Annotated in this window: 11 protein-coding genes; 8 read left to right on the forward strand and 3 right to left on the reverse strand. The window is 72.6% G+C overall.

Features of this window, described 5'->3' with window-relative positions:
* Positions 1-217: 217 nt before the first annotated feature.
* Both ppdK and WA640_RS27770 read left to right on the forward strand, forming a co-directional pair.
* Positions 218-2,911 carry a pyruvate, phosphate dikinase gene (gene ppdK, locus WA640_RS27765; protein ID WP_335992110.1) on the forward strand — a complete coding sequence of 898 codons (2,694 nt, stop codon included), beginning with the start codon at positions 218-220 and terminating at the stop codon, positions 2,909-2,911.
* A 118-nt stretch (positions 2,912-3,029) separates the two neighbouring features.
* Positions 3,030-3,542: a flavodoxin family protein gene (locus WA640_RS27770; protein ID WP_335992112.1), complete on the forward strand. Its 513-nt coding sequence runs from the start codon at positions 3,030-3,032 to the stop codon at positions 3,540-3,542.
* A 54-nt stretch (positions 3,543-3,596) separates the two neighbouring features.
* Here WA640_RS27770 and WA640_RS27775 read toward each other — a convergent pair whose 3' ends face one another.
* The 3 genes from WA640_RS27775 to WA640_RS27785 all read right to left on the reverse strand — a co-directional run bounded on the left by WA640_RS27775 (position 3,597) and on the right by WA640_RS27785 (position 5,442).
* Positions 3,597-4,133 carry a DoxX family membrane protein gene (locus WA640_RS27775; protein ID WP_335992113.1) on the reverse strand — a complete coding sequence of 179 codons (537 nt, stop codon included), beginning with the start codon at positions 4,131-4,133 and terminating at the stop codon, positions 3,597-3,599.
* Positions 4,134-4,266: 133 nt separating this feature from the next.
* Positions 4,267-4,701, reverse strand: a complete 435-nt coding sequence (locus WA640_RS27780; protein ID WP_335992114.1) for a universal stress protein — start codon at positions 4,699-4,701, stop codon at positions 4,267-4,269.
* 63 nt (positions 4,702-4,764) lie between these two features.
* Positions 4,765-5,442, reverse strand: coding sequence for a hypothetical protein (locus tag WA640_RS27785; protein WP_335992115.1), 678 nt, complete (start codon positions 5,440-5,442; stop codon positions 4,765-4,767).
* Positions 5,443-5,793: 351 nt separating this feature from the next.
* On the opposite strand from WA640_RS27785, the gene msrA reads away from it, so the two are divergent.
* The 6 genes from msrA (at position 5,794) to WA640_RS27815 (ending at position 10,072) form a co-directional block, all read left to right on the forward strand.
* On the forward strand, positions 5,794-6,348 hold the full coding sequence (gene msrA / locus WA640_RS27790) for a peptide-methionine (S)-S-oxide reductase MsrA (RefSeq protein ID WP_335992117.1): 555 nt from the start codon (positions 5,794-5,796) through the stop codon (positions 6,346-6,348).
* Between the two features lie 74 nt (positions 6,349-6,422).
* Complete coding sequence (locus WA640_RS27795) at positions 6,423-7,211, forward strand: hydroxypyruvate isomerase family protein (protein ID WP_335992118.1); 789 nt, start codon at positions 6,423-6,425, stop codon at positions 7,209-7,211.
* Entirely contained in the window at positions 7,208-7,861 is a 654-nt protein-coding gene (locus WA640_RS27800) for a hypothetical protein (RefSeq protein WP_335992119.1), read from the forward strand. Before WA640_RS27795 ends, WA640_RS27800 begins: the two co-directional genes overlap by 4 nt.
* 138 nt (positions 7,862-7,999) lie before the next feature.
* A complete protein-coding gene (locus WA640_RS27805; RefSeq protein ID WP_106363973.1) occupies positions 8,000-8,620 on the forward strand; it encodes an FCD domain-containing protein in 621 nt (206 codons plus the stop codon).
* Positions 8,621-8,689: 69 nt separating this feature from the next.
* Entirely contained in the window at positions 8,690-9,280 is a 591-nt protein-coding gene (locus tag WA640_RS27810; protein ID WP_335992121.1) for a maleylpyruvate isomerase family mycothiol-dependent enzyme, read from the forward strand.
* Between the two features lie 180 nt (positions 9,281-9,460).
* On the forward strand, positions 9,461-10,072 hold the full coding sequence (locus WA640_RS27815) for an RICIN domain-containing protein (RefSeq protein WP_335992122.1): 612 nt from the start codon (positions 9,461-9,463) through the stop codon (positions 10,070-10,072).
* The last annotated feature ends 168 nt before the right edge of the window (positions 10,073-10,240 follow it).

The raw sequence follows: 10,240 nt of genomic DNA on the forward strand, positions 1-10,240 counted from the left end.
GGCGGCCACCTTCTTCCCGTGCTCCTGCCTTCAATCTCGCCCCGCCCTCCCCGCCGTGCCAGGGACCAACGCCCCCGGCCGCGCGGACGTGGGTCCCTCCCGGGAGCGGCCGGACGGGACCTAGGTCGGCGGCGCCGGTGCCCTCGGGCCCTCGCCGCGCACGCCCGTGCGGACTGCAATGAGGGGAGAGGCATCCGAGACGAGGAGGGTCAGTGCGATGACCGCGAAGAGGTACGTGTTCGCGTTCGCCGAAGGCGACAAGGACCACAAGGACCTGCTGGGAGGCAAGGGCGCCGGCCTCGCCGAGATGACGAACCTCGGCCTGCCCGTCCCGCCCGGCTTCACCGTCACCACCGAGGCGTGCCGCCGCTACCTCGCCACCGGCGACCAGCCGCCCGGCCTCGACGACGAGATCGACGCGCACCTGGCGCGCCTGGAGGCCGAGCGCGGCAAGCGGCTCGGGGACCCCGCCGACCCGCTGCTGGTGTCGGTGCGCTCGGGAGCGAAGTTCTCCATGCCCGGCATGATGGACACCGTCCTGGACGTCGGCCTCAACGACGACTCTGTGCACGGCCTCGCCGCCGCCGGAGGCGAGCGCTTCGCGTGGGACTCCTACCGGCGGCTCATCCAGATGTTCGGCACCACCGTCCTCGGCATCGAAGGCGACCGGTTCGAGGACGCGCTCGCCGAGGCCAAGCGGTTCAACGGCGCCGAACGCGACGTCGACCTCGACCCCGCGGCCCTGCGCGACCTCGTCGCCGCCTATCAGCGGATCGTCCGGGCCGCCACCGGCATCGACTTCCCCCAGGACCCCCGCGAGCAGCTCGACATGGCCGTGCGCGCCGTCTTCGACTCCTGGGACTCCGACCGCGCCCGCGTCTACCGGCGCCAGGAGCGCATTCCCGAGCACCTGGGCACTGCCGTCAATGTGATGGCCATGGTCTACGGCAACCTCGGACCCGACTCGGGCACGGGCGTCGCCTTCACCCGCGACCCCGCCACCGGCGCCCCGGGCGTCTACGGCGACTACCTGACCGACGCCCAGGGCGAGGACGTCGTCGCCGGGGTGCGCACCCCGGCGCCGCTCGCCGAGCTCGAACGCCTCGACCCCGCCTCCTACCGGGAGCTGCGGCGCATCATGGCGCTCCTGGAGGAGCACTACCGCGACCTGTGCGACATCGAGTTCACCATCGAGCACGGCCGCCTGTGGATGCTCCAGACCCGCATCGGCAAGCGCACCCCCGCGGCCGCCTTCCGCATCGCCCTCCAACTTGTGGACGAGGGCCGCATCAGCGTCGAGGAGGCGCTCGGCCGCGTCTCCGGCGAGCAGCTCGCGCAGCTCATGTTCCCCCAGTTCGACCCCGAGGCCAAACCCGAGCCGGTCGCCGTCGGCGTGCCCGCCTCGCCCGGCGCCGCGGTCGGCGCCGCCGTCTTCGACTCCGACGGCGCCTGGCGCCCGGGGCCGGTCATCCTGGTGCGCCGCGAGACCAGCCCGGACGACCTGCCCGGCATCATCGCCGCCGCCGGCGTCCTCACCAGCCGCGGCGGCAAGACCTCCCATGCGGCGGTCGTCGCCCGCGGCATGGGCAAGACCTGCGTCGTCGGTGCCGAGGACCTCCAGATCGACTACGCCCGCAAGCAGTTCACCGCCCCCGGCGGCATGGTCGTCCGCGAAGGCGACACCCTCTCCATCGACGGCGCCACCGGCGCGGTCTACCTCGGCGCCGTCCCGGTCGCCTCGCCCCCGGTCGTGGAGTACTTCGAGGGGCACCTCACGCGCGAGCAGCGCCGCTCCGACCCCGTCGTCCAGGCGGTCGCCCGCATGATGGTCTACGCCGACGAGCGGCGCCGCCTCGGCGTCCACGCGAACGCCGACACCCCCGAGGACGCCGCCCGGGCCCGCCGCTTCGGCGCCGACGGCATCGGCCTGTGCCGCACCGAGCACCTGTTCCTCGGCGAGCGCCGCCGCCTCATCGAACGGCTCGTCACCGCCGCCGACGACGACGAGCGCGACGCCGTGCTCGCCGAGCTCCTCCCGATCCAACTGGGGGACTTCACCGGCATCCTCGCCGCCATGGACGGCCTGCCGGTCACCATCCGCCTGCTCGACCCGCCGCTCCACGAGTTCCTGCCCGACCTCACCGACCTGTCGGTGAAGGTCGCGCTCGCCGAGGAGCGAGGCGAGGCCGATGCGGACGACGTGCGCCTCCTCGCCGCGGTGCGCCGCCTGCACGAGCAGAACCCGATGCTCGGCCTGCGGGGCGTCCGCCTCGCCCTGGCCGTGCCCGGACTCGCCGCCATGCAGGTGCGCGCCGTCGCCCTCGCCGCCGCGGCCCGGATCAGGGCCGGGGCCGACCCGCGCCCGGAGATCATGGTCCCGCTCATCGGCGGCACCGCCGAGTTCGAGCTCGTGCGCGAGGAGATCCGGCGGGTGCTCGACGAGGTCGCCGCGGAGACCGGCATCGCCCTCGACGTGCGCATCGGCACCATGATCGAGCTGCCGCGCGCGGCCCTCACCGCCGGGCGCATCGCCGCGCACGCCGAGTTCTTCTCGTTCGGCACCAACGACCTGACGCAGACGACCTGGGGCTTCTCCCGCGACGACGTCGAAGGCTCGTTCTTCCCCGTCTACCTCGCCAAGGGCGTCTTCGCCGACTCCCCGTTCGAGGTGCTCGACGAGGAGGGCGTGGGCCGCCTCGTCTCGATCGCGGTCGAGGAGGGGCGCGCGGTGCGCCCGGACCTGCCGGTCGGCGTCTGCGGCGAGCACGGCGGCGACCCGGCCTCGGTGCGGTTCTTCGACCGGACCGGCCTGGACTACGTCTCGTGCTCCCCGTTCCGTGTCCCCGTCGCCCGCCTGGAAGCGGGGCGGGCGGCCGCGGCCGCGAAGACCGGCGAGGCCGACACCAGGTGAGCCGCGGCGTGTTCCACGCTCCGGGCCCCGCGAGGGGTCCGGGCGGGGCCCGGCCCGGGCACCGGGGCCGGGCCCCGCGACCGTTCCAGACCCGGAAGAGAGAAGGAAGGCGGACGAGATGCGAGCCGCAGTGATCTACGAATCGATGTTCGGCAGCACCCGGCAGGTGGCCCAGGCGGTCGCCGCGGAGCTGGCCGAGCGCATGGAAGTCGACGTGTACGAAGTCGGCGAGGCCCCGCTGGTCCTCGACGAGGGCATCGGGCTCGTGGTCGTCGGCGGGCCCACCCACGCGTTCTCGCTGAGCCGCCCCTCGACCCGCGCCGAGGCGGCGCTCAAGGCGCCCGACGGACTGGTCTCGACGCAGATCGGTCTGCGCGAGTGGCTCGAAGCGGTCGAGGCGCCCGCGGGCGTCCAGTCGATCGCCTTCGACACCCGGGTGGACCGGCACTTCACCGGGTCCGCGGCCCGCTCCGCGACCCGGCGGCTGCGCCGGGCCGGGTTCCGGGTCCTGGGCGAGCCGGTGAGCTTCTTCGTCGACGGGATCCTCGGCCCGGTGGCCGCGGGCGAGTTCGGGCGGGCCCGCCTATGGGCGGCCGAGGTCGGCGCCGCCGCCTTCGCGATGGCGAGGTGAACGGCGCACAGAACGGGCCGCGACCTCAGGTCGCGGCCCGTTCCGTGCGGCGTGCTACTTGAGCCAGGGGTTCCTGGCGACGATTCCGGTTGCGGCCCAGGCCTTGCCGAGGCCGAGCGTGTCGCCTGCACGGGTCATGGCGAGGCCGATGAGGAGCCCGGCGTAGACGAGGTGGTCGTCCATGAACGGGTTGTTCTCCGGCCACAGCGCGGCCGACCACATGAGGACCAGCAGCAGCGCGCCTGCGGCGGCGGCGATGCGCATCCCGATGCCCAGGACCAGCGCGAGGCCGATGCCGAGCAGGCCCGCCATGAACAGCCAGTCGGCGAACGCCGATCCGGCCATGCCCTGGTAGAAGTCCGCGAGCGGGCCCTTGGTGCCGAAGGACAGGAAGCCCTCTGTGGGGCTGCCGCCGTTCAGCCAGGAGGCGTCCCGCTCGGTGGCGAAACCGAGGCCGAACGTCTTGTCCAGGAAGGCCCACAGGAAGACCCAGCCGAGCGCGATGCGCAGAACGGCCCACACGTAGTCGACGCCGCGGTGGGCGGCGGCCGCCGGAGTGATCGTGGATTCGGTTGCGGGAGAGGTGGTCATGACGGCTCCAATCGCGGTTCGCACCGGAAGTTCCATCCGGTGACACCTCAATGGAATCGCAGATCAGAGCCGTCTTCGAGGGGCCGCAGGGCGGAACCCGGGGGGACCAAGGTCCCCTCGCGCGGTCGGAGGCTCAGTCGGGTGATCGCACCACGACCACCGGGCAGGCGGCGTGGGAGACGCAGCGCAGGCTCACCGATCCGAGCAGCACGCCCTTGAAACCGCCCAGGCCGCGGTTGCCGACGACGAGCAGGTCCGCCGCGGCCGACCGCTCCACCAGGGCCTGCGACGGATAGCCGCCCTGCGGGATGCACCGGACCTTCGGCGACGTCCGGCCGCCGAGCTCCCGGTCGACGGTCGCTCTGAGCGCCTCCTGAGCGGCCTCGGCGATGCGGTCGCCGGGAAGGACGCGCACCGGGTCTCCGTACAGCGCCGGCACCTGCCACACGTAGACCACGTCCACGGTCGCGCCGGTCCGCTCCGCGTACCGGATCGCCCACCGCAGCGCCCCCACCGAAGCCTCCGAGCCGTCGACGCCGACGATGACCCTCTCCTGTGCCGCTTCCACAACCTGAGCGTAGCCCCGAGCCCGGCCGGTCGGGGTCGCAAAGCCGGAGCAGCCGCCGGACCGTCAGGGGCTGTCGATGCCGAGGGCGATGCCGGAGCCGTCGGCGAATTCGAGCAGGTGGAAGACGCCCTCCTTGGACCCCTTGGGTTTCCGCCGGTCTCGACCGCGGTCGTGGTACTGGTCGGAGGTCAGCTCGAAGACCGGTGCGGCGTCCACGGGGCCGAGCTGCCGGTCCTGCTGGAAGTCGGTCCACTCGCCGGGGAGGCGGCCGATGTGCCGCTTCAGGTCGTCCAGGTCCTCCTTGGTCGATGCCGAAGCAGCGGCTCGCTCGTCGCGGTCCCGGACTTCGACGAACGCGAAGCGCCGGTCGGTGAGGATCCAGACGCCGGTCCTGCCGCGCGCGGCGTCCGCCAGTGTCGCGGCCCGGCAGTCGGATTGCATGCCCGAGACCGTCACCGGCTCGACGCCTTTGACCTCCCCTGAGGAGTAGTAGGGGTGCATGGCGAATCTGACCAGCTTGACGAACAGCCGGACCAAGGCGAGCAGCGTCCATTTCAGCGCGGCCAGGGCGGCGGATCGCTTCGGGCTCCCGTTCCGCTGCCGGTCCCGCACGTCGTAGGCCGCGTTCGCGGGCGACGCGCCGTACACGAACAGGACCTCTTCTTCAGGGCGCAGGTACTGCGAGTGCATCACGGGCCGCGTGTCGAGTTCCGGATCGAAACCCCGGTGGTACGCCGTCACGCGCACGCTCCGATCGCGGACCGCTTCGGGGATCGGGCGGCTGAAGGCGGCTGGTGGAGAGGGATGGTCAAGTGCTTGCTCCGGGGGGATCGGACCTGATGCGCGGGACCGCCGCGGCGGATGAGACGGGATCGACGTTAGCGGGCGAGCGCCTTGTGCGGGGGCCCGCTTCGAGCGCCTGCCGGTGTCTTGCCGGTGTTCCGCCGCCCGGGAGTCCGCCGCGGCAGCCCTGCTGGAGGCTGCGACCGCGGTCACAGGGAGTGCTCCGGGGGTGCGGGACCAAATCCGGTCCCGGGAGTGTTGTGCCCAGTGACGCCCGTCCGCGACCACGAGCATGAAGGAGCATCCGCCATGACCAGCGGTATCACCGACACCGGAGCGATCACCCAGAACCCGGGCACCGAGACGGCCGTGCTGGCCGGCGGCTGCTTCTGGGGCATGGAGGACCTCATCCGCCGCCAGCCGGGCGTGCTCGCGACCCGCGTCGGCTACACCGGCGGCACGAACGACCACGCGACCTACCGAAACCACCCCGGCCACGCCGAGGCGGTCGAGATCGTCTTCGACCCGGCGCAGACCACGTACCGGGACGTGCTGGCGTTCTTCTTCCAGATCCACGACCCCACCACGCTCAACCGCCAGGGCAACGACCTGGGCACCAGCTACCGGTCGGCGATCTTCCCGCTCAGCCCCGAGCAGGAGCGGACCGCGCGCGACACGATCGCCGACGTCGACGCCTCGGGCCTGTGGCCGGGCAAGGCCGTCACCACGATCGAGCCGGCCGGCCCGTTCTGGGAGGCCGAACCCGAGCACCAGGACTACCTGCTCAACTACCCGAACGGCTACACCTGCCACTTCCCGCGCCCGGGCTGGGTCCTCCCCGCCCGCACCGCGACCACCGACTGACAGGCCGCGGCGATGCAGCGGGGCCGCGATGCGGTCGCCGCTGCACTATCCGATGCTGCACTATAGTATTTTCTATGCCGACTCTCCGGTTCGACGCCAACCTCAAATGGCTGTTCACCGAGCACGAATTCGAAGCGCGCTTCGAGGCCGCCGCGAGCGCCGGGTTCACCGCGGTCGAATACCCCTCCCCGTACGAGTACGAGGCGGCGCACCTCGCGCGGCTCCTCGCCGACAACGGCCTGGAGCAGGTCCTCGTCAACACCCCGATGGGACCGCCCGGGTCGCCCACCCGCCAGGGCCTCGCGTGCCTGCCGGACCACGTGGGGGAGTACCGCGACGGCGTGCTGCGCGGCCTCGAATACGCGACCGCGCTCGGCGCGCCCTTCCTGCACGTCGTCGGCGGTCTCATCCCCGAAGGGGTCTCGCGGGACCGCGCGTTCGCCCAGTACGTCGCCAACATCGCTTGGGCCGCAGCGCAGGCCGTCGGGACCGGTGTGCGGCTCCTGCTCGAAGCGCAGAACAAGCGCGACGCACCCGGGTTCATCCTCGACACCCAGGAGCAGGCCGCCGACGTCGCCGAGGCCGTCGGAACCGAGCATGTCGGCCTGCTGCTGGACTTCTACCACCTGCAGATCGACGAAGGCGACCTCATCGCCACGTTCCGGCGCTTCCAGGACCGGATCCTCCACCTCCAGATCGCCGACCCGCCTTCGCGGCACGAGCCCGGCACCGGCGAGATCGGCTGGCCCGCGCTCTTCGCGGCCGTCGCCGAATCCGGCTACGCCGGCTGGATCGGCTGCGAGTACCAGCCGCGCACGACCACGCTCGCCGGGCTCGACTGGATGCGGGAGTACACGGCATGAGCGCCCCGAAGATCGCGCTGATCAGCGCCGTCACCGCCGCCATCGCCCCGGCCCGCGACGCGCTCGCCGCGGACTTCCCCGGCGCGCAGGTCTGGAACCTGCTCGACGACCGCCTCCTGCCGGACGCCGACGCCCGCGGCGGCCTCGACGCGGAGCTGCGCTCGCGCATGGAGCGCCTCATCGCGTACGCCCTGGACGGCGGCGCCGACGGCGTCCTCCTCACCTGCTCCCTGTACGGCCCTGTGGCCCAAGGACTCTCCTCGCAGAAGCCGGTGCTCGCCCCCGACGAGGCCGCGTTCGCCGACATCGCGGACGCGGGCTTCCGGCGCGTCCTCGTCGTCGCCTCCTTCGCGAACGGCCGCGACGACTCGGTCGCCCGCATCGGCGCCGCCCTCGGCCCGGACGGCCCCGCGCTCACCGGCCTCGCCGTTCCGGAAGCCATGGCCGCCACCAGGAACGAGGACCACGAAGGACTCGTCGCCGCCCTGGTCGAAGCCTGTCGCCCGCACGCCGCGGCGCACGACGCGGTCTTCCTGGCCCAGTACTCGCTGGCGCCGGCCGCCGCTCCGCTCGCCGAAGCCCTCGGCCTCTCGGTCGTCTCCGGGCCCGCCAGCGCCGCGAAGGCTCTGCGGGCGCTCACGGCGGACTGACCCGTCCGCGCTCGGGGATGCGCGCTTCCGGTATCGGATCGGGGCCGATCGTGTAAGGCATAATCGAAGCTCCGGATGAGAAGGAGCGGTGGAGTGGCCACGAGCGGGCGTTCGACGCGGGAACCGGTGGCGGACCGGATGTACGGCGTCCTCCTCCGGCAGCTCCTCGACGGCCGCCGCGCCGCGGGCGAGCCGCTCAACATCGGCGCCCTCGGCCGCGACCTCGACGTGAGCCAGACGCCGCTGCGCGAGGCGCTCGCGCGGCTGGAGCACACCGGCCTCGTCAGGCGCGAGGCCCTCAAGGGCTACCGGGTCGCCGACGCCCTGACCGACCGCGAGGTCGCCAAGCTCATGGAGGCGCGCCTGGTGATCGAGCCGGAGCTGACGCTCCAGGCCGGACTGCGCACCACCCCTGAGTTCCTCGCCGAGCTGCGCGCCGCCGTCGACGACCTGGACGCCACCGCCCCGCACGCCGACGATGACCCCGAGGGCTTCCGGCGCTACTGGACCTCCGACGACGCCTTCCACCAGCTCATCGCCGCCCAGAGCGACAACCCGTTCCTCGAACAGGCACTGCGCTCCCTCGACGGCCACATGCAGCGCTTCCGCCTGTTCACCAAGCGCGGGCGCACCGGGGCCGGGAACGCCGCCCGCGACCACCGCCTCGTCCTCGACGCCCTCGAAGCGCGCGACGCCGAGCGCGCCGCCGCCCTCATGCGCGAGCACCTCGAAGGCGCGAAGGCCCGCGCCCTCGCCTGACGCCCACCGGGCGACCGCCCCGGCAGTTCCGCCGAGACGGCCGCCGCCACGATCTTCGAGAGGGAACCGATGAGCACCGATCACGAACCGCCGCTTGACGAACGAGAGCGCCTCGACCTCTGCGACCTGCTGGACGAGCTCGGCCCCGACGCGCCGACGCTCTGCGAAGGCTGGACCACGCTCGACCTCGCCGCGCACCTCGTCCTGCGCGAGCACTTCTCGAAGTGGACGGACGAGAAGCGGGCGGTCGAGAAGGCGAAAGGCCTCCCGGCCCTGACCGCCCGCCTCCGCGCCGGAGCCCCGGCCCTGCCGTGGCGCATCCCCGGCGTCCGCAACCTCCTCAACGGCACCGAGTACCTGATCCACCACGAGGACGTGCGCCGCGCCAACGGCCTCGCCCCCCGCACCGGCCGTCCCGACCTCGACAAGATCGCCTGGGCCACGGTCCGCCTCACCGCCCGCGGCACGGCCCGCAAGATCCGCCCCCACGGCCTCGAAATCAGCACTCGCGCAGGCGAATCCCGCCACTACGGCCCGCCCGGCGGCGCCGTCCTCACCGGCCACCCGGTCGAACTCCTGCTCTACCTCAGCGGCCGCCGCGACGCCTCCGAAACCGATCTCACCGGCGACCCCGAAGCGGTGGCCGCCTTGCGGCGGTAGGCGCCCGCGGCGGGCGCCGCCCCGTTGACAGGATATCGATGAATCTCTATAGTTCGTCTCATCTAAGTTTCGGAACCCGTATCGAACCTTTCGGAGTCCGCTTAGATCTGTGATCGGTAACCACCGGCACGGTCACCGCTCAGGGAACGGCGTTTCCCCCGCTCCGCCGAGGAGTCCCCGATGGACCCCACCGCACCCGACCTCTCGATCCTGACCCGCTGGGCCCGCGGCATCGCCGCACTCGCGGCGGCCGTCGTGCTCGCCACCGCCGGTCTCGTGGCCTTCGCCGCGGACCGCGCCGAAGCGCAGCCGCCGAACACCAGCGACTGGTACACGATCGTCTCCCGCCACTCGGGGCTCGCCATGGACATCCAGGGCGCCTCCACCGCGACGGGCGCGATCCTCACCCAGTACACGAACTACGAAGGCACCAACCAGCAGTTCCGCTTCATCGACTCGGGCGGCGGCTACTACCGCATCCAGGTCCGCCACTCCGGCCAGGTGCTCGACGTCTGGAACCTCAGCACCGCCGACGGCGCCACGATCGCCCAGTACACCAACCTCAACGGCACGAACCAGCAGTGGCAGGTGAACCGGAACTCGGCCGGCTACTACTCCTTCATCAACCGCAACTCGGGCAAGGCCATCGACGTCTACGACTGGTCCACCTCCGTCGGCGCCCCGCTGCGCCAGTGGACCCCGACCGGCGCCAACAACCAGCAGTTCTCGCTGGTCCCCGTCGAGACAACTTGCGGCGCAGACGAAGTCCTCGCCGACATCGCCGACGCCTGACCGACCCGGGACCGGACCCGGGGCGGCGCACCCGCCGGTCCGCGCCGCCCCGTCCGGTCCCGCCTTCCGAAAGGACCCGCCATGCCGATGAACCGGCGCCACATCCTCAGCCTCGCCGGCGCCTCCGCCGCCGCTGCCGCGCTCAACCCCTTCGGCGTCGCCGAAGCC

The organism is Glycomyces sp. MUSA5-2 (genome assembly GCF_037034145.1).
Taxonomy (GTDB): Bacteria; Actinomycetota; Actinomycetes; order Mycobacteriales; family Micromonosporaceae; genus Glycomyces; species Glycomyces artemisiae.